Consider the following 23247-nt stretch of genomic DNA (forward strand, 5'->3'; position numbering starts at 1 on the left):
GAGGATCCACCCGTTCCCATTCCGAACACGGAAGTTAAGCTCTCCAGCGCCGATGGTACTGCACGGGAAGCTGTGCGGGAGAGTAGGCCGCTGCCGAATCCTTGTTCAAGCCGTTCATCACAGCCCTCGCAGGCTGCGGTGAACGGCTTTTTTGCGTTCTGCGTAAGTGGGAGCAGGGGCAGAAGAAGCCTGCCGGGGCATCGAGGAAGCTGCTGGATTTGATGGAGAGGAAGGGTGTGAAAATTTTCCTGTAGCAAGTTCAAGTTTCGTATCTTTTTTATTGACATTCTCCCTCAAAAGGGGAAGAATGCAGTCTTCACGCAGAATGTCCCTCATCAAAACGAACAAGGTGAATCAAAATGAAACGTATTGTTCTGTCGATAGGTTGTGCGTTATTCCTTTCATTATCTATGACACGCCTCTCAATAGCGGCAGAAGCAAAAATTGCAACTGCGTTCATCTCCAAAGATAATGGCAAGTTTGAAATTCATGTCGAAGGAATTTCACCCAGTGATGTCGTCGGATTTTACGTGGATAACAGTAATATTGACAAACAATTGGCAAAAAAGAAAGCCATAGTCGAAAAATTTGGAGAGGGGTTCATAATGACCATAGATTATAACTTTGTGAAACAAGGGAAAATTTTTTATATAGATACGACACAGGGGTGGTTGAGCTACGAAATCAACGATGCGCTTGTTAAGATTGAACAGCCAGCTAAATATTCAGTGCAACCGCAGGCTCAGGCTTCATCAGTATCAAATAATGTTACGATTTATGGCCATACAAATTTCTATACGCCAAATAAATGGTGGGGATGTTCAAAATCAAACGCAAGTGGGGCATATATCAGAATACGGCGTGATCTTTATCCAGCGGTTGATTACGACACATATGCAAATAGTTCAGGAGACTACACCAAAACATATCCGAACCGCAGTGGGAGTAAAATCATTTTTAGTGTTAAAAAAAGTAGCGTGTCAAACTGGACGACCAAATATGTTTGCACCAAAGGGCCATGCGCATACAAAATTAATCTTGACCTTTACTCTCCTGGATGTAGGTAGCACCTAATTACATAGGCTGCGCAGATGAACATCTGCGCAGCCTATGTCCACCCATTTTCTTTTGTTTCTCACTCCACCCTCCGACACACCTCCTCGGCCTGCTTCCTCTGCGCGTCCAGCCGCTTTTCTGACACGGGAAACGCCGTGCCGATTTCCGGGGCGAAGACCGAGACCTTGAACTCTTCCACCATGCGCCGGAACAGGGCCAGCTCCTCGCGGCAGGCAGGGCAGCGCGGCCCGCTGTTCTCCTGCGTCAGCCGCCGCAGCTGCTCGATAAACGGCTGCACCCGCTTGGCTTTTTCGGCATCCTTCAGCGGAGCGTGCTCGGCCCGCTCAATGCGCTTGGCGAGGGCGAGCAGCCAGCGTTTACGCTCGGCCAGCTCCGCCAGTGGCAGCGCGGCGAGAAAATCCTGCGGCATCAGGCCCTCAAGGAGCTGCTGATATTCGGCAAAGCGGACATGTCCGCCGCCAACAGTGCCGCTGCGCTGGCGGCTCTGCGTCAGCACAGTCTGCGCCTGCCGCCGCACTGCGAGCAAGTCCATAATTTGATTGAGCAGGGCACGCGCTTGGCGCAATAAGCCCTGCTCCTTCAGGGCGGCGACAGTGGCGGCAAACTGCGCCTTGCTCGGCAGGCCATCCATCGTGTCTATCTGAAACAAGCGGTCAAGGACAGCAGCTCGCAGCAGTTCGTTGGCCGCCGCCGCACCGCCCTTCAAGCCCAGCGAGAGCCACGCTGCCGTCTGCCCGGCCACTGCTGCCTTGCACTCCCTGCTTATCGCCGGAATATCGCCCGGAAACTGGAGTCCGAAGAGGAAGCGCAGCCCGGAGCGGTTGAGCTGCTGTGCCTGCTCCGGGTCAGGGATATAGCGGAGCGCGACGCTCTGCGGCTGGCCGTTCTTTTCCTCAAGAAAAAGCGCAGGGTGATGCAGCCCGGTCATACGTTTCTGCGCATCGTGAACCGGCATGGGCGCAGGCGGCGTGTCAAACTCCCAGCTCGTCAGGCCCTTGCTTGCGGGCAGATTCGCGCCGCTGCTGGCAGGCGGATTGCCTTTCACGTTGGCTGTTTTCGGCAAGACGCACTGCTGCGCCAGCTCGTGGAAGCTGCGCGTGCAGAGCACAGGCTGGCCCTGTTCGTCGCACAAGCGGAAGCGCATCCGCAGATGTTGCGGCAAAGCGTCCAACTGCCAGTCCGCCCGCGTCACGGTCATCTGAAAGCGGCGGAGAATGGCCTGCTCCAAGGCCGGATAAAGCGAGCCATGCCCGACGCTGAGGCTGTCCAAAATGGCATCCGCCGCGTCTGGCAGCGGCACAAGCTGGCGGCGCAGACGCTTGGGCAGGCTGCGCAGCAAGGCCAAGACCTTCTCCGGCAGCAGGCCGGGCACCAGCCATTCAAACAGCGCGGGCGAGAGGGCCGCGCAGCAGGACGCGGGGATGTCCACGGTCACGCCGTCGTCCTCCTGCCCAGGCTGGAAGGAGTAGTGCAGCTTCAGGCGGCCCTGCGGCGTTTGCAGGGTCTCAGGAAAGCGATAGAGTGCCTCGCTGTCGGGCTGGTTGCGGCGGACATCCTCCTCTTTCATCCGCAGAAAAGCGTCCGCCTCCGCGCCCGGCTGCCGCTGCTTGGCCTTGTCACGGAGAAAGCGGTTGAGGGTGAAGCGGTCATAGACTTGGCCAAGCCGCTGCTCATAGAAATCGTACTGCGCCTGCTCGTCAACAAGCATTCCGCGCCGCCGCAGCCGCTCCTCCAGTTCTTCCAGCCGCCGCAGCAGGTCGAGATTGTGCTGCAAAAAGGGATACACCCCCTCCAGCCCGCCAGCAACCAGCGCGTCGCGGATGAAGATGGTGCGCGCCTCCTCAGCCGCCTGCTGGCTGATGCGCCCGTAGTTCACCTTGCGGTCGGCAGCGATGATCAGGCCGAAGAGCGAGACCTTTTCAAGGGCGACCACCTGCCCGGCCTTCTTCTCCCAGTGCGGGTCAGAGTACGACCGCTTGCACAAGTCACCGCCAAGTCGTTCCAGCCAGGCCACGTCTATGGTCGCGGCCATGCGGGCAAAGAGCTGCGAAGTCTGGACAAAATCCGTGGCCACCAGCCATTGCCCGCCCTTGTTGTACAGGCAGGAGCCGGGGAAGATCACTGCCTCGCGGTTGCCGCTGATGAGGTAGCTGTTCTTCTCCTTCTTCGTGGCGATGTTGCGCAGGAAACCGGCAGTGACGGCCTGATGCACCGCTTCCGGCGAGGCAGGCGCAGCCTCGTCCCCGCTCATCCGCATCAAGGCTGGGGCAAACTCCTCATGCTGCTTGAGAATGCGCAGGATTTGCTCATGGATGTCGAACCATTCCCGCATTCGCTGCCAGGAGCAGAAGTTGGTCGTGCAGAAGCGGCGCAGTTCACCGGATGATGGGGCGGAACCTGTAGGGGCAAAAGATTTTTTGCCCCTGCCATCCCGGCACGCATCCCCATCCATCGTAGGGGCGGTTCGCGAACCGCCCCTACACGCATCCCACAAGTTCACCAGCGTCAGCAGATCAGACCCCGGCGCGGCAAACTGGAGATGCGCCTGCCGCGCCTTCTCCTTCTTCTCCGCCGGGACAATGCGCGGGTCTTGAATGGCCAAAGCCGCCGCGATGATGCTCACTTCCCGCAGCGAACCCAGGTCCGCGCTCTCAATGATCATCCGGGAGATGCGCGGATCGAGCGGCAGCCGGGCCATGATCTTGCCGCGCTCGGTCAGGCGATGTTCAGGCGTGAGCGCGCCCAATTCCCGCAGCGTCCGGTAGCCGTCGCTGATTGACTGCGCTGCGGGCGGATCAAGGAAGGGAAACTGGCTGGGCGGCGGCAGATGCAGCGCGGTCATCTGGAGGATGACTTCCGCTAAGTTGGAGCGCAGCAGCTCCGGCAGCGTGAACTCTGGCCGTGCAAGGTAGTCCTCCTCGCTGTAGAGACGGATGCAGCGGCCCGGCCCGACGCGCCCGCAGCGGCCTTTGCGCTGATCGCAGCTCGCCCGCGAGACACGCGCCACCGGCAGGCTGGTGGTGCCGGAGCGCGGGCTGTAGCGGGAGATGCGGGCCAGGCCGGTATCAATCACCGTCTCGATGCCCGGCACGGTGATGGAGGTCTCGGCCACGTTGGTGGCGACAATGATCTTGCGCTGCTGTGCGGGCAAGAAGATGCGCCGCTGCTCGCCGCCTTGCAGACGGCCAAAGAGCGGCAAAACCAAGGCTTGACTCTCAAGCTGCTTCTTCAGCGCATCCGTGGTCTCAAGGATGTCGCGCTCGGTGGGCATGAAAACGAGGATGTCGCCGCCCGGCCTGCTCATCACCCGCCGCACCTGCTCGATGACCAGCCCGCTCAGGTCTTTGTCCGCCTCGTCCTCCTCCGAATCCGCGCCCGGCGGACAGTATTCGATGCTGACCGGGTACGTCCGTCCCTCCACCCGCACTATCGGCGCATCATTGAAATGCCGACTGAACTTCTCGGTATCTATGGTCGCGGAAGAGATGATCAGCTTGAGGTCGGGCCGCCGGGCCAGCACTTGGTGCAGGTAGCCGAGGAGGAAGTCTATGTTCAGGCTGCGCTCATGCGCTTCGTCAATGATCAGGGTGTCATAACGGCGCAGGTCGCGGTCGCCCTGCGTCTCGGCCAGCAGCACGCCGTCGGTCATGAACTTGATCTTGTTCTGCGGGCCTGTGCGGTCGCTGAAGCGGATCTTGCATCCGACCAGCTCCGGCGCGGCCAGCTCCTCCTGCACGCGCTCGGCCACTGAGATGGCGGCAATGCGGCGGGGCTGCGTGCAGCCGATCAGGCTCCTGCTTGCGGCCCGGCCTGCCTCCAAGCACATCTTGGGCAATTGCGTCGTCTTGCCGGAGCCAGTGTCGCCCGCGACAACCACGACTTGCTGCTGCTGAATGGCCCGGATGATCGCATCCTTGGCGGCGGAGATGGGGAGCTGAGGTGGGTAGTTTATGCGCATGATAGTCTGGACAGAGTGCGGTGCAGGATTCAGGCTGCCACTATACGGCCTTCCGCAGCAGGAGGCAAAGGAAATGAGGGCGTTGCTTCGTGGTTCTTGGTATTATATGGCAAGAAGAAGTGACTTTCTATCTTGAAGCCGATTATATCTGAGGAGAATATCATGGCATCACTGTCCATCCAGAGCGTTGACGAACAGCTTGCGGCTCTGCTGCAACAGCGGGCCGCAGCAGCGCGGAAGAGCGTCAGCCAGTTTGTTATAGACACGCTGCGGCAGCATCTCGGCCTTGATATGCCGTTCATCTGGAGGAGAAGTACAGATGAAGCGGGCCAAGATCTTTCTGGATGCCGATATCATACTCGATTTGCTCACACAGCGTGAGCCGCAACCACGTTGACAGCAAGAGCGGAGAGCAGATCATCAAGGGTTTCCTCTGCACGCTAACCCACCTCACCTGAACCCCTTTATGTCATCCGCCTGAACCTCTTCAGGCTGTTCACCTGAACTGCTTCAGGCAGATGATATGAACCCCTTCATGCTGGCAGCCTGAACCTCATCAGGTGAAACCGCCCTGTATCTGCCAGGCTGCCGCGCATTTTCGTTGACAAAAACCGCTGACCTGCTTAGGATGTTTTTTTACAGCATTTGCAAGGTCGTGTCACGCAGTCAACTCAACCGGAGAAGAGCTATGGCAACGATACAATGGCGGCCCGAAATCAATCCCCTGACCACACCGCAATCCTACCGCATCCGCTTTGCGCCCCGCAATGCGGCAGGCATCGAGGACATCGCCGCCGACATTGCCCGGCAGCATCCGAACTTCAGCAAGGCGGACATCCTGACCATACTCCGCGCCGAGGACGAGGCTGTTCAGGCCCGGCTGCTCAACGGCGAGCAGGTGACGAAAGAGGGCAGCTTCAGCTGGTATCTCTCCTTCACCGGCAGACTGGAAAGCCCGGACGAGCCGCTGCCGCCTTTGGACGACTGCCTTCAGGTCAATGTCCGCGTCTCGCCGCCGTTTCTCGCCGCCATCCGCCAGAACGCGCAGACCGAACGCCTGCCGATGGAGAAGAAGCTGCCGCTGATCAGCACGGCCAAAGACACCCTGCTGGAGCTGAAGGATGTGCTCAACCCGGCAGGCGCGCTCCAGCTCAACGGCGCTGACCTCTACTTTGACCGCACGCAGGACGGCAGTGAATGCGTGATTGAGGGCACCCAGAGCGGCAAAATCGTGCAGAAGCGGTTCATCAAGATCGAGGCCAGCGAGATCATCCTCATGCCGGAGCTGCCTGCGCAGGCGCATCCGTGGAACAACGAGCACACCATCTCTGTCACCACCCGCTACACTGAGCACGGCACGCTGCGCACCGGCGCCTACGAGCGGATGCTGCGCTCGCCGCTGACCTTGACCAACATGGGCCATCCGCATCCGCCGGAAACCGGCATTCTCACCGGCAGCGCGGCCAGCGCGTATGTCAGCGTCACCGGCGGCAGCGTGAGCGCGGATGAAACTCTGCGCATTCAAGTCATTCTTGATCTGCGGGCAGACGCGCTGCTCTTCAGCTTGCTCGACATGAAAGAAGGCGGCAGGGCAGGCGCGGCAATGACGGTCACTGCCAACGGCGAGCTGACCTTGCAGGGCTTTGCCGACTCAGCTGTGAGCAGCCTGACGGTGCGGGTGAATAATTACGCCGGATTGAAGGAGATGATCAGGAATGATTATGGCGGCAGGCTGGTGGATGTGCTGGATGTGAGAACGGCATAGGAGGCGCATTGCTGAAGTGGCGGCTGAACTTCTCAATTACTTTTCATGCGCCGCCAGCTCCCCCTTCAGTGAATGCTGCCCCGCATGATTGATCGTCACCATGACCAGATCACCGGGCTGGAGAGCATCCGGCCCGGCGAAATGCACAATGTGATTGCTGCCGGTGCGGCCCTGCACGCCTGATTCGCTGCGCCCTTCCACCATCACCTCGACGCTTCTGCCAAGGAAGTCCCGGTTGCGCTCCAAGCTGATCTCATCCTGCCGCGCCTGAAAGCGTTCCAGCCGTTCGCTCTTGACCTGCTCGTCCACCTTGTCGGGAAAGGCGGCGGAGCGGGTGTTGGGCCGGTCAGAGTATTTGAAGGAGAAGGAGCCGTGGAAGCGCACTGTCTCCAGCAGGCTCATGGTCTGCTCGAAATCAGCCTCAGTCTCGCCGGGAAAGCCGACAATCACATCCGTGCTCAGAGCGATGTCCGGGCGGAAAGAGCGCAGCTCGTCCACTTTCTCTAAGTACAGCTCACGGGTGTACTTGCGGTGCATCTGCTTCAGCACGGTGTTGGAGCCAGCCTGCACCGGCAGGTGGAAATGCGGACAGAGCTTGGGCAGCGCCGCAAAGCACTGCATCAGCTCTGTGGATAAGTCCTGCGGATTGGAGGTGGTGAAGCGCAGCCGCCGCAGGCCGGGCACTGCCGCTGTCATCTTCAGCAGCTCGGCGAAACTGACTGGCTGCTCCGCCACCGGATTGGTCGTGCCGTAGGAGTTGACGTTCTGGCCAAGCAGGGTGATCTCCCGCACGCCCCGGCTGACGAGCAGCTCCGCCTCCTCCAGTATGTCCGCGACCGGGCGGCTGATCTCGCGGCCCCGCGTGGTCGGCACAACGCAGTAGGCGCAGTAATTGTCGCAGCCCTGCATGATGGTGACGAACTTGCGGAATTCGGGCAGGGCAGGGGTGCTGCGCAGCAGCTTCTGGAAGGGCGGAATGACGAAGTGCTTGTCCAAGCCGCAGGCGGTCTCGCGCTTGCTTTTCCCCTGTTCCAAGCGTTGCAGCAGCTCCGGCAGCCGCCATATCTGCTGCGTGCCGATAACGATGTCCACGTGCGGCATCCGCTCGAAGATGCGCTCGCCCTCCTGCTGGGCCACACAGCCAGCCACAGCGATGCGCAGGCCGGGCCGCCGCCGCTTCTCCTGCCGCAGCGAGCCAAGCAGACTGAAGAACTTCTGCTCCGCCTTGGCCCGGATCGAGCAGGTGTTGAGGATGATCAGGTCGGCCTGCTCCGCGTCCGCGCCTGCAATGTAGCCATGCTGCGCCAAAAGCTGCTCCATGATCTCGGAGTCGCGCTCGTTCATCTGGCAGCCGAAGGTCTTGATGTGAAGATGTTTAGTCATGATGTCGTCGCCAAAAAAGAGGGCGGGCCAAGCAGCCCGCCAAAGCTCCGTCTCGCTGCGAGACACCTTCCTGCTGTGTCTCAGCCGCAAAACAGGAAGGTATTCTGATCTGTCTTTCCTGTCAAGGAAAAGCAGGGGCAGAGAGAGAGCATCAAAGACAAAAGCCCCTCCCGGTTTCCCGGAAGGGGCTTCTTCACCTCAGTCAGTCAGGACTTACGCCTGCTCCAGCGACTTGAACCTGCTCTGGAGGAACTTCCAGCTTCTCTCCACATCCTTCTGCGATGCTTCCATCAGCGCGTCGCACTGCGCTGGGTTTGCCAGCAAGTTGCCGCCCTAAATCGAGGAGCATCCGGTCGCCGAAAAGCTGAGTGACTACTATTGTTGCAACGTTAAGCTGACAGGTGTTGCAGGAGCAATGAGCTGCCTGAGCGAAGCCGAAGGCAGCGGCGGTTTCGGCTCCGCTCAACCGCCTTGACGCAATGGAGAGGGAACATCAACGTAACGTTGCAGGAACAGTAATTTGATGTACGGGGTCTCGCCGCAGCCGCACCGGAGCTGGCTGCCCTTGACCGTGGCCAGCTCCTATCGCACTGCTTCGCCCGCCATCTTCAGGGCATGATCAAGCAGAGTTGAGCTGAAATAAATCGTGGAGGCACGAAGGATTTCAATCTGCGGCTTGATGGACGAAAAGATTCCTTTTCTCTTCGCTTCAATCAGCACACCGAGGCTGCCGATCACTTTGATGTCGTTTAATTTCGCAATTCTCCTGCCTAATTTTTCGTCTATCAGCAGATAATCCGCCTGAAGTTTCTTGTATAAAACCATCGAACTCAATTCGCCTCTGTCCAATGAGCTGCCTTCAATGACTAAATAGGCAAGTTCTGCATTGACAACTTTACCGTGCAAATATTTTTCGAGCTGTTCTGAGCCGATTCTGTCTTCTACAGTTACTTCTTCGTAAACAGTGTCAGACACTTTGACTTCACCGAAAAGTTTATCAAGAACTTCCAAACAATCGCAGTTTGCCAAAGCTACAAGCGGCGAGGCATCAGCCACCACTATCATATCAATTCCTGATCAAGCATGGCGACTTCAGCTTCCAGCTCGTCAATGCTTTCATATGTCTGAGGTTCAACGCCTCTTTTTTTGCATTCATAGAGAAATTCAAAGCGATCTATCTCACCTATGAATTCAACTGCTGCGCCGGAGGAGATTTGTCCTGATCGGTACATATCTATGGCTGTGTTCAGCTTGAGCAATAGCTTCAATTCGTCAGGAGAGTGGTTGAGGACGTATTTCTCTGGGATATTTACTATTAATTCCATATAAATCTCCTTTAATTCATTCTGTCAAAAAGACTAATTTTCCCCCGCCGCCTGCAACGTCATCTCTATTATCTTCGCGCTTATTCTTATCTCGTTCAGCAGCAAGGTTGCGATTAACGGCTTTATCTCTCTGACTAATCCATCTTTTTTCGCTTTCAGCAAGATTCCCATCGTGCCGATCACATCAAGGTTATTCATTTTAGCGAATCTTCTTGCTTTTAAATCGTCAATTACGACGACAGAAGGCCGCTGTTCCAAGGCTAAGACTATTGCCTCCGCCTCTCCAGCTCCTATATCGTTTGACAGCATTGCAACTGCCAATTTGTTTTCCACATTTTTTATCTTGCCGTGCAAAAACAGCTTCAATTCTTTGGCGAATGGTTTCTCGGCTTGGGCTACTTCTTCAAAAACAGCAGCGGGAACATAGAATTTTTGATAGAGTTTTTCGAGCATGTCCAGCTTACCTATGACAGCTAAAGCTATCAAGGGCGAAGAATCAGCGATAACAATCATTGGTTCATCACTTGATTCACTTCTTCCGCAAAATCCTCTTCTTCATAGTTTATGGCTGGTATTTCGCATTTTCCAAGCTCAAACATGAAGTCAACTTTATTCATTCCGGCCAGCTCGGAAGCCTTTCCCATGGATAGCTTTTTTAGTCTGTAAAGCTCAATTGCGGCATACAGCCGCATATTTTTTATGAAATCGTTTTTCGTTTCATTCAATGTGTAGAGTATGTCTTCAGGCACATACAGCCTTAGCTCTGTTGTTTTCATACTCTTGTCTTTTTAGTAGTTACCGAAAAAAGTAGAGCTTCCAGCAGCCTGCGAACTATATTTCAATCAGCCCCAAGCTGATTTGCAAAGCGGCATCCACCTTTTTCATTGTTGATTGCTTCAACGTCCCCAGTTTTTTTATCAGCCGTTGCCTGTCAATTGATCGTATCTGATTCAGGAGGACGACAGAATCTTTCGTCATGCCTCCTTCAGGCGGGCGAACAAGCACTTCGGTTGGATACAAGCTGTCATCAAAGCGGCTGGTTATTGCGGCGACTATTGTTATCGGGCTGTATTCGTTTGAAACATCATTTTGGAGAATCAACGCAGGCCGTGTCTTTTTGATTTCAGTTCCAACTGTTGGATCGAAATTGACCAGAAACACCTCTCCTCTTTTTGGGCTTTCAGGATGAGCTACCATATTTTATCTTCCAGATTGTCCCATTCCTGAGAAAGCTTCAAGTCTCTTTCTGCCCGTTCCATTGCGCCTTGTTTAAGCTGTTCACGAATCTTTGATTTTCCGATATGATCGATGTAATACTTAACCGCATCTTCAATAAATCTTTTCTTGCTCATTCTGTCCGTCAGTTGTTCAAGCAGGTACGCAGTTTGCTCTGACAACGTGATATTCATCTTGTGATACATTGCATCCTCTTGGCAGGAAAGGCGGTTGAGCTACTGGCTGCAAGTATTATAGCAACAGGGGAGATTGAGGGCAACGGAAGGCGTGCAAAAGAGCGGGAGAAGAAGCTGCGGTGGTGAGTTTAGGCAATAAAAGCTGGGCTTCCAGTAAGAGGAAGCCCAATCTATGATATTGTATTACATAATCCATCCTTCAAGCGACACGCCGTTAAACTCACCGGTTACACTAGGTTTTGTACGTGTGATGACAACTTCAACCCAATAAAGATTGTCATTCATTTTTATGGAACCACATTTATCTATGCTATACGCCCATTGGCCCGATTGAGCAGAAGTTACTTTGCATACTTCCTTTCCGAGTGCACCATTTTCTTTGTTAAAAGAAAGGAGTCGTGCTTGCACTTTGAAATCATTTCCTGCACCGTCTGAGTCCTGATAAAAGAGTCGTAAAACAGTAGCATCACCTCCTGATACATTGTAGTTAAAGCTATTAATTGGACAAGTAAACACAAGAGGTTTAGTGCCATTTCCCTTGTACTTAACACGACCTCCACCTGTTACAGTCCAATAGTCTTGATTCCTAATGGTCTCATCAGTAGGAACGCATCCACCGCCGTTTGATTGCCAGTAAACTGAGCCGACGGCTTGGGCTAAAGCTGTCGATGCCAATAAAAAAAGAGTAAATACTATGCAACATATCCATTGCAGCTTCATTTTGATTACTCCTTACTTTGGTGAAAGTGATGTGGAAAAATCAATTTAACGTGATCAACGAAAAGAATAAAGCCGACTGTACTTCTGGGAGAAAAACAGGTAATCCATCCCCTACTCCCCGCCCGCCCCCGCCTCCTTCTTCTCCTTCTTATGCCCCGGTTTGAAAGCCTTCATGAAATCAAGCAACGCCTGCCCTTCCTCGGCAATTTCAGGATACGCCTCGGCGAAGTCGCGGATGCGGCGCGTGGTGTCGTACATCGCCTCCATGCACCTGTCCGTGGCCTGAAGCCGCTGATGATAGACGGAAAGATGGAGTTTGTCCAGCAGATGCTCGGCAGGCTCAAGCCGCTTGACCTCGGCCAGCCCATCCTCCAGACCGGCAAGTACGGCATCATCCAGCTTGAGGGTTTCCTTGTGCTTTTGGACGAAGCGGGCGGCATCATCGGCTATTGCTTGATAGCCGGGCAGGGCTTTGTGGAGGGACAGGATGTCGCCGCTGTCGAGCGGGGGCAGGATTTCCACGTTGAGCAGCTCGGCGACTTTTTCAAGATCGGTTTTTTCTGGCATAACGGGCCTCCTTGGCGGGATTTTTTGGAGAATGGCCAAGCGTAACTCTGCGGACTTGCTCTGTCAAGAAAAAAAGAGGCGGTTTCGCGGCAAGGGCAGGCGGGGCGCAGCGGCGGAAAAGTGTCTTCCGACTATGAGAAAATAGAAAAAATATACTTCCTCATAGGAAAAGCCTATGAGGAAACAGGCGCGGGCTATTTGCTCATCTCTTTTTCCTATGAGCAGACAGCGGCGGCCTATGAGGAAACAGAAAAAATTGATTTCCTCATGCTCGAAAATAAAAAGCCCCTCCCGGTGTTCCGGGAAGGGCCGTCCGCTTCAGACCTGCTTTAAGCCAGCTTACGCCTGCTCAAGCGACTTGAACCTGCTCTGGAGGAACTTCCAGCTTCTCTCCACATCCTTCTGCGAGGCTTCCATCAGCGCGTCGCACTGCGAGGGGTTCGCCATCTTCAGCTGACGGTAGCGGTTCTCGTTCAAAGCATACTCCGCGAATTTGAGGCTCGGCTCTTTTGAGTCAATGATCAGCGGATTTTTGCCCTGCTCTTCCAGAGAAGGATTGTAGCGGTAGAGCGGCCAATGCCCGCAGGCGACCGCCTTCTTCTGCTGCTCCAAGCCATGCGCCATGTTGATGCCGTGGTTGATACAATGCGCGTAAGCGATGATGATCGACGGGCCGTTGTAGGCTTCAGCCTCGTTGATCGCTTTCACGGCCTGCTGCGGGTTCGCGCCGAAGGCGATGCGAGCCACGTAGATGTTGCCGTAGGTGGAGAAGATCATGCCCATGTCTTTCTTGGCCATTTTCTTGCCGCCGGCGGCGAACTGCGCGACCGCCGCACGGGGCGTTGACTTGGACATCTGGCCGCCGGTGTTCGAGTAAACTTCCGTGTCTAAAACCAGCACGTTGATGTTCTCGCCGGAAGCCAAGACGTGATCCAAGCCGCCGTAGCCGATGTCATAGGCCCAGCCGTCGCCGCCGAAGCACCAGACTGATTTCTTGACTAAATAATCAGCGACTGGCAGCAGGCGGGCAGCAACCACGCTCTTGCTGTTTGCCAGAGCCTTCTTCAGCTCCTCAACCCTGCCGCGCTGGGCCTCGATCTCATCCTGGGTCGTCTGCGCGGCCTTGAGCATGGAATCAGCAAATTCCTGATTCACAATGCCCTCGGTCGCGGCGAGCTGAAGCAGCTCGGCGGCCTGCATGGCCAGCTTGTTGACGCTCTGCCTCATGCCGAAGCCGTACTCGGCGTTGTCCTCAAAGAGCGAGTTCGACCAGGAAGGCCCGCGTCCGTCAGCGCGCTTGCAGTAGGGCGTGGTCGGCAGGTTGCCGCCGTAAATCGAAGAGCAACCGGTGGCGTTGGCGATCAGCATCCGGTCGCCGAAAAGCTGGGTGACTAATTTGATGTACGGGGTCTCGCCGCAGCCGCCGCAGGCGCCGGAGAACTCGAACAGGGGCCGCTTCAGCTGGCTGCCCTTGACCGTGGCCGGGTCAATCAGACTGCTCTCCACTTCCGGCAGAGCCATGAAGACCTTCCAGTTTTTGCCGGAGGCAAGACGGACTTCCTCGCTGTTGGGGATCATCTTCAGCGCGGATTCCTCGGTTTTGTTGCCCTCGGCATCCTTCTTCCGTGCCGGGCAGACCACTGAGCAGAGCGTGCAGCCCACGCAGTCGGCGGTGGAAATCTGGATGGTGAACTTGCGGCCTGCGAACTGCTTGCCAACCGCGTCAACTGTCTTGAAGGACTCGTCGGCTCCGGCGGCAGCCAATGCCTCTGGCGTGGCGATCTTCATCCGGTTGCAGCCGTGCGGGCAGACCAAGGAACACTGGCCGCACTGGATGCAGGTTGCAGGATCCCACTCCGGCACCATCACCGCGATGTTGCGCTTCTCCCACTGAGTGGTGGCGGTGGGCCAGCGGCCATCGGCAGGCATCTCGGAAACTTTGATCTGATCGCCCTTGCCCTGAATCATCTTCGCGGTCACTTGCTTGACGAAATCAGGAGCCTCGGCAGGCACGGTCTCCGGCAGCGCGTGGCCGGTGATGGTGTTGGGCAGCTCAACTTGGACAATGTTGTTGACCGCCGCATCCACCGCGCCGTAGTTCATGTTCAGAACTTTGTCGCCCTTCTTGCCGTAGGTCTTCTTGATCGCGTCTTTGATCGCCTTGACTGCCTCATCCTTGGTCAAAATGCCGGAGATGAGGAAGAAGGCTGTCTGCATGATCATGTTGATGTGCGCGCCCAGACCCAAAGCCAGAGCCAGCTTGACCGCGTCGATGATGTAGAACTTGACCTTTTTCTCCAGCATCTGCTGCTGCACTTTGGCAGGCAGGTGATCCCAGATCGTGTCCTTGTCAAAGGAGGTGGTGAGCAGGAAGGTGCCGCCCTCTTCCAAGTTGGCCAGCATGTCGTAGCTGTCCAAGAAGGTGAAGTTGTGGCAGGCGACAAAGCTGGCCTTGCTGATCAGGTACGGAGCAACCACCTTGTTCTCGCCGAAGCGCAGATGGGAGACGGTCATCGAGCCGGACTTCTTCGAGTCATAAACGAAGTAGCCTTGGGCGGAGTTGCTGGTCTCGCCGCCGATGATCTTGATGGTGTTCTTGTTCGCGCCGACCGTGCCGTCTGAGCCAAGGCCGTAGAACATGGCCCGGTAGACATCCTCGCCCTCGATGTTGAAGGACTTGTCGTAGCTCAGGGAGCTGTAGGTCACGTCGTCGTTCGGACCAACACAGAACTTGTTCTTTGGCGCAAGCGCAGCCATGTTGTCATACACAGCCAGCACCATGGCCGGGCTGAACTCGGCTGAACCAAGGCCGTAGCGACCACCAACGATGATCGGCATGAACATGGCCGGGTTCGCCTCGGCAGCCTCGCTGACTGCGGCGCGGACATCGAGATAGAGCGGCTCGCCCGGCGCGCCCGGCTCTTTGCAGCGGTCAAGCACGGTGATGCGCTCAACAGTGGGCGGCAGGGCGTTGACCATTGCCTTGACATCAAAGGGCCGGAACAGGCGGACAACAACCATACCCACCTTGCGGCCTTCAGCCACCAGATGATCAATGGTGGCGGCGACAGTCTCGGCACCAGAACCCATGATCACGATCACATCGGTCGCGTCCGGTGCGCCGTAGTAATCAAAGAGGCGGTACTTGCGGCCAGTCAGGGCGGCGAACTTGTTCATCGTCTCCTGAACAATGCCCGGCACCGCGTTGTAATACTTGTTGACCGTCTCGCGGCCCGTGAAATACACATCCGGGTTCTGCGCTGTGCCGGACATGGAGGGCCGGTCAGGGGTCAGGGCGCGCATTCTGTGCTCGGTGATCAGCTTCTCGTCGATCATCGCCAGCATGTCCTCGTTGGTCAGCTGCTCGACCTTCTGAATCTCGTGCGAGGTGCGGAAGCCGTCAAAGAAGTGCATGAAGGGGATGCGCGAAGCCAGCGTGGCCTGGGTGGAGATCAGGGCCAAATCCTGCGCCTCCTGCACATTCTGCGAGCAGATCATGGCCCAGCCGGTCTGCCGCGCGCTCATCACGTCGCCATGATCGCCAAAAATCGACAGACCTTGGCAGGCCAGAGAACGGGCGGTGATGTGGAATACAGTCGGGGTCAGCTCGCCTGCCAGCTTGTACATGTTCGGCAGCATCAGCAGCAGGCCCTGCGAAGCGGTGAAGGTGGTGCAGAGTGCGCCGGTGGCTAAAGAACCGTGCAGCGAGCCGGCCACGCCGCCTTCAGACTGCATCTGGGAAATGGCCGGAACTGAACCCCAGATGTTCTTTTGGCCAGCCGAAGCCTTGACATCGGCCTCCGCAGCCATCGGCGATGAGGGAGTGATGGGGTAGATGGTGATGACTTCACTGGTGGCATAGGCGACGTGCGTGCAGGCCTGATTGCCGTCAATGGTGACCATTTTTCGCGACATGTAAATCTCCCTTAATCCTGAAGTTGACGTTCCGGCAGGGCGCCGTAAAGTATACAAACTGGACGCAAGTCTGCTGCGGTTCTGCAATTTGCAGCTTGCGGTGATTGCGTTTTGATGCTACAGAGAAAGACTGCGTTCCGGCGCGGCGGGCCGGACAGGCTGAAAAGAGCAGAATTTTATCATTATAGAGCATAATCGCCGTTTGCGCAAGAGAAAGAAGATTGCGGCAGACAGGTGCTCAATTTGCCTGTTGAATTCGTTATTTGTTTGTATTGTTAGCATTTTTTTGCCGCCGCCTGCTGAAGCCCTGCTTCAGGGAATTATCTGTGGAGTCGGCTTCTTTTTTGCAGATCATGTATCGGCATATTTACAATTTATTGTTTCATTTTTGATGAAATTAAATCAAAATACCTGAATCTGGCATTAAGCCAAGGCTTATATCAGCACTTTGGTCTGCTTTTTTATCTTCTCCATCCGTATTTTTTTAAAATTATATTTTTTCTAAAACTTGCTGACTCCCATGAATCTTTTTCAGCCCTTGTATCTCGACTTTTTTCCCACCGCTCTGAAGAACAGCATCAGCCGCCTGCATGAGGAAAAGCAGGCCTGGATCAGGCAGCCGAAGAAGGGTTTTCTCCGCTACCGCGAGCCGATGGAAGCTGCCGCGCATCTGCGGGCTTCCGGTCTTGATCTGAGCGGCGACGTGGTGCGCATCGGCAGCCGTGCTGATCTGAGCGAAAGCGAGCACGAGCAGGTGCTGCGTCTGCTGCGGACGCTCATGCCGTGGCGGAAAGGGCCGTTCTCTGTCTTCGGCATTGATATTGATGCGGAATGGCAGAGCTGGCGCAAGTGGAACCGCCTCCTGCCCGCCATGCCCGACCTGAAGGACAAAGTGATCGCTGACGTGGGCTGCAACAACGGCTATTACATGTTCCGCATGGCCGCACAGCAGCCGCGCATGGTGCTCGGCTTCGAGCCATACGCGCAGCATTATTTCACCTTCAATGCCCTCAACCGCTTTGCCGGGCTGGAGAATCTCTTCATCGACCTGCTCGGCATCGAGCATCTGCCGCTCTTCCCGGACTGCTTTGACGTGATTTTCTGCCTCGGCATCCTTTACCACCGGCCTTCGCCGATTGACGCGCTGCGCGAGCTGCACACCGCCCTCAAACCGGGCGGCTGCCTGCTGCTGGAATCGCAGTCCATCAGCGGCGAGGAGCCAGTCGCCCTGTTCCCAGAGAAAACCTATGCCAAGGTGCCGGGAACCTGGTTTGTGCCCACGCCGTCCTGTCTGCACAACTGGCTTCTGCGGGCTGGATTCACAGAGATCGAATGCTTCTGCCAGCATCCGATGAGCAGCGAGGAGCAGCGGCGGACAGACTGGATGGTTTTTGAATCCTATCAGGATTTTATTGACAAAATGAACCCGCTGCGTACAATAGAGGGGTATCCCGCCCCGTGGCGGGTTTTCTTCAAGGCCAGCAAGGCGGAACCGAAAAACCACGCCTGCCCCCTGCGGCGCAACCAATAACTTTCATTATTTATTCAAGGTGATTGCATGAAAGCGGCAGAATGCACATTATACCACGGCGGCCTCAAAGGCGCGGAAACTCTGTTCGGCGAGCTGGCCGAGCAATACGGCGCGGGCGAGGTCATTTTCACCTTTGAAGGCCACCGCCTCAACCGCGACCGCAACGCCGTGCTGCTCACCGAGGACGATCTCCAGCGCGGCGACATCAGCATGGAAATCGCCTCGCGGATGATGAACCGCACCTACTACGAGACCGAAAAGATCCGCCGGGTGCTGCAAGCCATTTTTCACATGGTCAACAAGGGGCATCAGGTCTTTGTCATCGGCGCGATTCTGGAGGACAACTCGGTCAAGGGCGGCACGGGCTGGGCGGTCGAGCTGGCCAAGCTCTTCAACCGGCCTTTGCATGTCTATGACCAAAGCCGCATGGGCTGGTTCACGTGGAAGGACGGCGCGTGGCAGCCGGAGGAGAAGCCGCGTATCTCCTACGACACTTATGTCGGTTCCGGCACCCGCTATCTCAGCGACGAGGGCAAGGCGGCCATCGAGCAGCTTTACGCCGACAGCTTCGGCGACTGAACGGGCTGCCTGTTCCTCCTTCCCAGCACGGGGATGCCTTCCGCGCATCCCCGAATTCTCAAATTTACGCAATAAGCGATCATGGTTATTCTGATGTTCATTCTCGGCTTGGCCTTTCTGATCATCGGGGCCGAAGTCTTGGTGCGGGGCGCGTCGCGGCTGGCGGCCCTGTTCGGCATTTCGCCTTTGGTCATCGGCCTGACCGTAGTCGCCTTCGGCACCAGCTCGCCGGAGTTCGCGGTCACCATCAAGGCCGCGATGACCGGCCAGGCCAGCCTGGCCTTGGGCAATGTCATCGGCAGCAACATCTGCAACGTCCTGCTCATCCTCGGCGTGGCGGCGATGATCGCGCCGCTGACCGTGGCCGCGCAGCTCATCCGCTTTGACGTGCCGCTGATGATCGGCTTGTCCGCGCTGACCGTGTTCTTCGCGTGGGACGGCAGCTTTAGCCGGGGCGAAGGAATCTTCTTCGTTCTCGGTTTGATAACCTACACCAGCTTTCTTGTCGTGCAGAGCAGAAAGGAAAGCGCGGCTGTGCAGGTGGAATACGCGGAGGAGTCCGGGGCGGTTGACAGCAGTTCCTTCGGCTGGCTGAAAAACCTCGCCTTTGTGGTCGGCGGCCTAGCTCTGCTGGTGCTCGGCTCGCGCTGGTTAGTGAGCAGCGCGGTGGTCATGGCCCAGCATTTCAAGGTCAGCGAGGCGGTGATCGGCCTGACCGTGGTCGCGGTCGGCACTTCGCTGCCGGAAATCGTCACCTCAGTGGTCGCCTCGCTGCGCGGCAAAGTGGACATTGCTGTGGGCAACGTGGTCGGCAGCAATATTTTCAACCTGATGGGCGTGCTGGGACTGGCCGGCATCATTGCGCCGGACGGTGTCGCCATCTCCTCCGGCATTCTCGGTTTTGATCTGCCGGTGATGCTGCTGACCACCTTCGCCTGTCTGCCGATTTTTTTCACCGGCAGCCGGATCAGCCGCTTGGAGGGCGCACTGTTTTTCGGCTATTACTGCGCCTACACCCTGCATCTGATCCTCACCGCCGCCGAGCATGAGCTGCTGCCGGGCTTCAGCATGGCCATGCTCTATTTCGCCCTGCCGCTGACCGCCGTGACGCTTTTCACTGTGGCGGCGCGGGAATGGAGAAAGAAAAAATGAGACGGCGGCTGCATCCGCTGCTGCTGGCCGGGCTGATTGGCACGACGGTGTCCGGCTCCCTTTTCGCCGGACAGTACGGCGCGGCGGTCTGGGGCCGCAGCGACATCTGGTGGACACCAATGGAGCTGGCCCTGCCGCTTCCGGCAGCAGCCAATGAATTTGAGCTGTATCTCGGCGGCGAGCTGATGCAGCGGCAGGTGGAGCGCGGCGCGCTGGCTGTGCAGAATGAAAACGGCGCCATGCGCCCGGTCGCGCCTGCTGAAATCAAAGTCCGCCTTAACAACTGGCAGAAAATTCGGGCAGAGCGGCTGCACGGCGCAGTCTTTGCCGCATTTTCATTGGGAATTTCGCTGACCTGCCTTGTCTTAGGCATTATAGGGCAAGTGCGGAGCAGAAAAGAAAACAGGAGCGCATCATGAAAAAAGTAGGCATCATCCGCTGTCAGCAGACCGAGGACATCTGTCCGGGCACCACGGATTTCAAAGTCGCGCCGATGGGCGAGCTGGGTTTTGAGCCGATCGGCCCGGCGGAGATCATCGGCTTTGTCAGCTGCGGCGGCTGTCCGGGCAAACGGGCCGTGGCGCGGGCGAAAATGCTGGTCGAGCGGGGCGCGGAGGCGGTCGCCTTCGCCTCCTGCATCAGCCTCGGCAAGCCGCTGGGCATGGTCTGCCCGCATTTTGAACTGATGAAAGAGGCGGTCGCCAAAAAGTTGGGGCCGGAGATTCAAATTCTCGACTACACGCACTGAATTGGAATCCAGCCCCTATCAGGAGCACGCTGTCCGCTACGACCGCTGGTTTGAGGACAAGCCGCTGGTTTATGCGGCGGAGCTGCGGGCACTGCGCTCCATGCTGCCGGATGACCGTACTTTGAGCGTCGAGATCGGCGCGGGCACGGGCCGTTTTGCCGCACCGCTGGGCATCCGCTTTGGCGTGGAGCCGTCTGCGGCAATGGCCGTCCTTGCCCGCCAGCGCGGCGTGGAGATCATCAGCGGCGTGGCCGAGGCCCTGCCGCTGCGGGACAGCTCGGCGGATTTGCTCCTGATGGTCACGGCGATTTGTTTCTTCCGCGATGCGGAGCAGGCCTTCCGCGAGGCATGGCGGGCGCTGAAGCCGGGCGGCCAGATCGTCGCGGCCATTCTCGACCGCAGCAGCCCGCTGGGGCAGATCTATGAGGCGAACAAGGCGGCCAGCCCGTTTTACCGGCAGGCTGTTTTCCGCACTGCCGGGGAAACCGCTGACTTGCTGGCGGCGGCGGGCTTTGCCAAGTTCAGCTTCTGCCAGACACTCTTCGGGCAGGATTTGGCCGCTGTCACTGAAGATGAGCCGATCTGCGCCGGACACAGCCAAGGGCTGTTCGCGGTCATCCGGGCGGCAAAGCCATGAAAATTGCTGAGGCCAAAGAACTGCTCCGTCTGCCGGAGCGGGCGACGATGGCGGAAATCAAAGCTAACTACCGCCAGCTTCTCCGCCAATGGCACCCGGACATCAGCGGCGGCGATCCGGCGGAATGCAATGAAATGACCCGAAAAATCGCCATTGCGTACAAGGTGGTCCTGCGTTATTGCAGCCAGTACCGCTACTCTTTCAGCGAAGAGGACATCAAAGAGAACGCCTCGGACGAGGAGTGGTGGGCCGGGCGTTTCGGTCGGGATCCGCTCTGGGGGAGAGGGTGACTGCGCTGAGGGACGGTTCTATTTTCCCTCCGCAATCATACGGATGAGGTCGGCCTTGCCGATCACCCCGACAAGCTGGCCGTTCCCGTCCAGCACCGGCAAGGTGTGCACTTTTTTTTCAGCCATCAGCGTGGCGATTTCCTCCACTGGACTGTCTTCACGCACAGTGATCGGATTGGCAGTGCAGATGTCCGCCACTTTAGTGCCTGCCATTTTCATCAGCTCCTGCTCCATTTTTTCCGGATCTTCCAAAAAAATAAAGGAGTCGAGAATGGCGAAGGCGGTGGGGATGTGCACTTTTTTGTTTTGAAAGATGAGATCGCTTTCCGTGACCACGCCGATCACCCGGCCCGCGCCGTCCAGCACCGGCGCGCCGCTGATCCGGTTGGCGGCCAGCACCTTGGCCAGCTCGCGGATTTCAGTGTCCAAGGTCACGGCGATCACATTCGCGCTCATCAGATCTTTCGCTGTCAGCATCTTGCTCCTCTCGGTCGCGCATGGTGTTCAAGCTGCATAAAGGCCAGCGGGAGTGCCGCCGCCACTTCTGAGGCAGTGTAGCCTAAGCGGCGGTTTTCAGCAAGCAGGTCTGCGGCTAGGCCATGCAGAAAAACGCCTGCCGCAGCCGCGTCCCGGAGCGGCCAGCCTTGAGCCAGCAGCCCGCCGATGAATCCGGCCAGCACGTCGCCCATGCCGCCGACAGCCATGCCGCTGTTGCCGCTGCTGTTGACCGCCCAGCCGCCTTTGTTCGAGCAGACCACTGTGCCAGCCCCTTTCAGCACGGTGATGATCTCCCGAGCATCTCTGATTTCCGCCTCGGCCAGCCAGTCCGCCGCCTTGAGCCGGTCGGCCTGAATTTCAGCCGGACTGAGGCCGGTGAGACGGGCCAGCTCGCCGGGATGCGGCGTGAGAATGCGCGGCCCGCCGCTGTCGGCCAAGGTGAGAACATCCTGCGCCAGCAGGTTGAGCGCGTCCGCGTCCAGCAGCATGGGCAGGCTGATCCGCCGGTGCAGCCGCCGCGTCAGCTCGCCGGTCTCCACGGCTGTCCCGAGGCCGGGACCAAGAACTACTGCGTCTTTGTCCGCAGCCAGCTCGACGATCAGCTCCCAGTCAGCGGCAGACAGGCAGTTGTTTGAGTGCGGCAGCGGCACGGTCATGGCCTCGGGCAGGGCGGTTGCAAAAATCGGGTTGAGATTCTTCGGCACGGCCAGCGTCACAAGGCCGCAGCCGCTGCGGAGCGCCGCCTGCGCCGCCAGCAGGGCGGCCCCGGTCTTGCCTTCGGACCCGGCAAGCAGCAGCAGGTGGCCGAACGTGCCTTTGTGGCCTGCTTTGGGCCGAGGCCGGAGCAGCGGGGCGACGCTGCGCCGGTCCAGCAGCCTGCCTTTCAGGCCGGCCTGTTCCACCGCCTGCGGCGGAATGCCGATGTCAGCCACAATCAGCCTGCCGACCGCCCCGGCGGCTGAACTTGCCGCAGCCCCGCCGTGCAGATAATGCCCTGGCTGCGGCAGGCTGAAGGTCACGGTCAACGCCGCTTCCACTGCGCCGCCCAGCGGCATTCCGGTCTGGCCGCAGAGGCCGGAGGGGATGTCCGCCGCCACAACCGACCAGCCCTGCTGGCTGCGCAGGCGGTTGATGAACTGGACAGCGGCTGCGAAGCGGCCTTCCAGCGGGCGGCTGAGGCCGATGCCGAAGAGCGCGTCAACCAAACTGTGCATGGGCCGGTCAAAATGCAGCTGACGGATGCGCTCTTCAAGCTGAGGCAGCTCATCTCCGCTGCGGACGACGCAGCGCGGCATGTCCAATTTCAAGCAGATGGAGGCGTTGACCGCCGCGTCTCCTGTCAGCTGCTCCGGCTCAACGAAAAAAATCAGCAGCGGCAGGCCGCCCCGTTGCAGAACGTGGCGGGCGATCACCAATCCGTCGCCGCCGTTGTTGCCCGGCCCGATGAAAATGCAGACGCTGCGGTCTGCGACCGGGCCGAAACAGGCTTCCATCTGATCAGCGGCGGCGCGGCCAGCGTTTTCCATCAGCACAATGCCGGGAATGCCGAAATCTTCCATGGCGGCCCGGTCAAGGGCCTGCATCTGCTTGGGTGAGGCAAGGCGCATCGGAATGTCTTGTCAGGATATTTTTTATTCGGCAGCGGTTTTGACATCAAAATGCCCTTCGTGACGAAGGATTTAAGCATGTC

The 23247-nt window shown here is 57.7% G+C and carries 24 protein-coding genes and 1 rRNA gene; 11 read left to right on the forward strand and 14 right to left on the reverse strand.

The window, feature by feature from the left end; genetic code table 11:
• A 5S ribosomal RNA gene (rrf, locus tag ACNKH3_RS02985) occupies window positions 1-99 on the forward strand; the annotation flags it as partial.
• A 260-nt stretch (window positions 100-359) separates the two neighbouring features.
• Entirely contained in the window at window positions 360-1067 is a 708-nt protein-coding gene (locus ACNKH3_RS02990; RefSeq protein ID WP_417915750.1) for a hypothetical protein, read from the forward strand.
• Window positions 1068-1135: 68 nt separating this feature from the next.
• Here the strand turns inward: ACNKH3_RS02990 and ACNKH3_RS02995 are convergent, their stop codons facing one another.
• Both ACNKH3_RS02995 and ACNKH3_RS03000 read right to left on the reverse strand, forming a co-directional pair.
• Window positions 1136-5035, reverse strand: a complete 3900-nt coding sequence (locus ACNKH3_RS02995) for a DUF3418 domain-containing protein (RefSeq protein ID WP_420208193.1) — start codon at window positions 5033-5035, stop codon at window positions 1136-1138.
• A gap of 168 nt (window positions 5036-5203) precedes the next feature.
• Window positions 5204-5368 carry a hypothetical protein gene (locus ACNKH3_RS03000; RefSeq protein ID WP_417916793.1) on the reverse strand — a complete coding sequence of 55 codons (165 nt, stop codon included), beginning with the start codon at window positions 5366-5368 and terminating at the stop codon, window positions 5204-5206.
• A gap of 355 nt (window positions 5369-5723) precedes the next feature.
• On the opposite strand from ACNKH3_RS03000, the gene ACNKH3_RS03005 reads away from it, so the two are divergent.
• Complete coding sequence (locus ACNKH3_RS03005; RefSeq protein ID WP_417916794.1) at window positions 5724-6800, forward strand: hypothetical protein; 1077 nt, start codon at window positions 5724-5726, stop codon at window positions 6798-6800.
• Window positions 6801-6836: 36 nt separating this feature from the next.
• Here ACNKH3_RS03005 and miaB read toward each other — a convergent pair whose 3' ends face one another.
• The 9 genes from miaB to ACNKH3_RS03050 all read right to left on the reverse strand — a co-directional run bounded on the left by miaB (window position 6837) and on the right by ACNKH3_RS03050 (window position 12207).
• Complete coding sequence (gene miaB / locus ACNKH3_RS03010) at window positions 6837-8183, reverse strand: tRNA (N6-isopentenyl adenosine(37)-C2)-methylthiotransferase MiaB (RefSeq protein WP_420208194.1); 1347 nt, start codon at window positions 8181-8183, stop codon at window positions 6837-6839.
• 582 nt (window positions 8184-8765) lie between these two features.
• Window positions 8766-9248, reverse strand: a complete 483-nt coding sequence (locus ACNKH3_RS03015) for a DUF3368 domain-containing protein (RefSeq protein ID WP_420208195.1) — start codon at window positions 9246-9248, stop codon at window positions 8766-8768.
• Entirely contained in the window at window positions 9245-9508 is a 264-nt protein-coding gene (locus tag ACNKH3_RS03020) for a UPF0175 family protein (RefSeq protein WP_420208196.1), read from the reverse strand. Before ACNKH3_RS03020 ends, ACNKH3_RS03015 begins: the two co-directional genes overlap by 4 nt.
• A 33-nt stretch (window positions 9509-9541) precedes the next feature.
• Window positions 9542-10021, reverse strand: coding sequence for a DUF3368 domain-containing protein (locus ACNKH3_RS03025; protein WP_420208197.1), 480 nt, complete (start codon window positions 10019-10021; stop codon window positions 9542-9544).
• Window positions 10018-10284 carry a UPF0175 family protein gene (locus ACNKH3_RS03030; protein WP_420208198.1) on the reverse strand — a complete coding sequence of 89 codons (267 nt, stop codon included), beginning with the start codon at window positions 10282-10284 and terminating at the stop codon, window positions 10018-10020. The genes ACNKH3_RS03025 and ACNKH3_RS03030 overlap by 4 nt, the downstream gene beginning before the upstream one ends.
• Before the next feature lie 55 nt (window positions 10285-10339).
• Window positions 10340-10705, reverse strand: a complete 366-nt coding sequence (locus ACNKH3_RS03035; RefSeq protein ID WP_420208199.1) for a type II toxin-antitoxin system PemK/MazF family toxin — start codon at window positions 10703-10705, stop codon at window positions 10340-10342.
• Window positions 10699-10917 (reverse strand): hypothetical protein, encoded by a 219-nt coding sequence (locus tag ACNKH3_RS03040; protein WP_420208200.1) that lies wholly within the window; start codon window positions 10915-10917, stop codon window positions 10699-10701. Before ACNKH3_RS03040 ends, ACNKH3_RS03035 begins: the two co-directional genes overlap by 7 nt.
• Before the next feature lie 186 nt (window positions 10918-11103).
• Window positions 11104-11640: a hypothetical protein gene (locus tag ACNKH3_RS03045; RefSeq protein ID WP_420208201.1), complete on the reverse strand. Its 537-nt coding sequence runs from the start codon at window positions 11638-11640 to the stop codon at window positions 11104-11106.
• 111 nt (window positions 11641-11751) lie between these two features.
• Window positions 11752-12207, reverse strand: a complete 456-nt coding sequence (locus ACNKH3_RS03050; RefSeq protein WP_420208202.1) for a hypothetical protein — start codon at window positions 12205-12207, stop codon at window positions 11752-11754.
• Between the two features lie 120 nt (window positions 12208-12327).
• On the opposite strand from ACNKH3_RS03050, the gene ACNKH3_RS03055 reads away from it, so the two are divergent.
• A complete protein-coding gene (locus ACNKH3_RS03055; RefSeq protein ID WP_420208203.1) occupies window positions 12328-12540 on the forward strand; it encodes a hypothetical protein in 213 nt (70 codons plus the stop codon).
• Between the two features lie 6 nt (window positions 12541-12546).
• Here the strand turns inward: ACNKH3_RS03055 and nifJ are convergent, their stop codons facing one another.
• A complete protein-coding gene (gene nifJ, locus ACNKH3_RS03060) occupies window positions 12547-16122 on the reverse strand; it encodes a pyruvate:ferredoxin (flavodoxin) oxidoreductase (RefSeq protein ID WP_420208204.1) in 3576 nt (1191 codons plus the stop codon).
• A gap of 520 nt (window positions 16123-16642) precedes the next feature.
• Here nifJ and cmoB point away from each other — a divergent pair.
• From cmoB to ACNKH3_RS03095, 7 genes are all read left to right on the forward strand, one after another.
• A complete protein-coding gene (gene cmoB / locus ACNKH3_RS03065; protein ID WP_420208205.1) occupies window positions 16643-17653 on the forward strand; it encodes a tRNA 5-methoxyuridine(34)/uridine 5-oxyacetic acid(34) synthase CmoB in 1011 nt (336 codons plus the stop codon).
• 27 nt (window positions 17654-17680) lie between these two features.
• Window positions 17681-18232, forward strand: coding sequence for a hypothetical protein (locus ACNKH3_RS03070; protein WP_420208206.1), 552 nt, complete (start codon window positions 17681-17683; stop codon window positions 18230-18232).
• A gap of 81 nt (window positions 18233-18313) precedes the next feature.
• Window positions 18314-19384: a calcium/sodium antiporter gene (locus ACNKH3_RS03075; RefSeq protein WP_420208207.1), complete on the forward strand. Its 1071-nt coding sequence runs from the start codon at window positions 18314-18316 to the stop codon at window positions 19382-19384.
• Window positions 19366-19803, forward strand: coding sequence for a hypothetical protein (locus tag ACNKH3_RS03080; RefSeq protein ID WP_420208208.1), 438 nt, complete (start codon window positions 19366-19368; stop codon window positions 19801-19803). Before ACNKH3_RS03075 ends, ACNKH3_RS03080 begins: the two co-directional genes overlap by 19 nt.
• Window positions 19800-20132, forward strand: a complete 333-nt coding sequence (locus ACNKH3_RS03085; RefSeq protein ID WP_420208209.1) for a CGGC domain-containing protein — start codon at window positions 19800-19802, stop codon at window positions 20130-20132. The genes ACNKH3_RS03080 and ACNKH3_RS03085 overlap by 4 nt, the downstream gene beginning before the upstream one ends.
• A 1-nt stretch (window position 20133) precedes the next feature.
• Window positions 20134-20769: a class I SAM-dependent methyltransferase gene (locus ACNKH3_RS03090; protein WP_420208210.1), complete on the forward strand. Its 636-nt coding sequence runs from the start codon at window positions 20134-20136 to the stop codon at window positions 20767-20769.
• On the forward strand, window positions 20766-21059 hold the full coding sequence (locus ACNKH3_RS03095) for a J domain-containing protein (RefSeq protein WP_420208211.1): 294 nt from the start codon (window positions 20766-20768) through the stop codon (window positions 21057-21059). The genes ACNKH3_RS03090 and ACNKH3_RS03095 overlap by 4 nt, the downstream gene beginning before the upstream one ends.
• Window positions 21060-21077: 18 nt before the next feature.
• On the opposite strand, the gene ACNKH3_RS03100 is transcribed toward ACNKH3_RS03095, so the two are convergent.
• Together ACNKH3_RS03100 and ACNKH3_RS03105 are read right to left on the reverse strand one after the other, a co-directional pair.
• Window positions 21078-21536, reverse strand: a complete 459-nt coding sequence (locus ACNKH3_RS03100; protein ID WP_417916823.1) for a CBS domain-containing protein — start codon at window positions 21534-21536, stop codon at window positions 21078-21080.
• Window positions 21530-23164, reverse strand: a complete 1635-nt coding sequence (locus ACNKH3_RS03105; RefSeq protein ID WP_417916822.1) for an NAD(P)H-hydrate dehydratase — start codon at window positions 23162-23164, stop codon at window positions 21530-21532. The genes ACNKH3_RS03100 and ACNKH3_RS03105 overlap by 7 nt, the downstream gene beginning before the upstream one ends.
• Between the last annotated feature and the right edge of the window lie 83 nt (window positions 23165-23247).

It is taken from the genome of Candidatus Electronema sp. JC, from assembly GCF_048287365.2.
Lineage (GTDB): Bacteria > Desulfobacterota > Desulfobulbia > Desulfobulbales > Desulfobulbaceae > Electronema.